Here is a 221-nt window from a genome sequence, read left to right as displayed (position 1 = left end):
ATCCTGCCTTTACAGGCAGGGCACTGAAGAAACGCCGCTTCGCTGGCAAGCACAGGATCGCTGCTGTCGCGGTATCCGGTCATATTGTCCATTTCCGGCTGGAAATATTCGCCGCAATGCGGGCATGGCCAGTAAAGACGACGGCGGTCACCACGGTTATAGAGCGATAAAATTCCGGTGGTCGGAGGGGCTTCATGGGGCGTGGAGCGCCGCCATTTTGT

The 221-nt window shown here is 57.5% G+C and carries 1 protein-coding gene; it reads right to left on the bottom strand.

Features of this window, described 5'->3' with window-relative positions; translation table 11 throughout:
- On the bottom strand, positions 1–221 hold a 221-nt coding region (locus AB8818_RS22970), incomplete at both ends, for a phage terminase large subunit family protein (protein WP_371200045.1).

The organism is Enterobacter sp. KB-280D8 (genome assembly GCF_041399405.1).
Lineage (GTDB): Bacteria > Pseudomonadota > Gammaproteobacteria > Enterobacterales > Enterobacteriaceae > Enterobacter > Enterobacter cloacae_N.
Note: the sequence above shows the minus strand (reverse complement) of the source record. Positions and strands in the feature narration are given on the sequence as shown.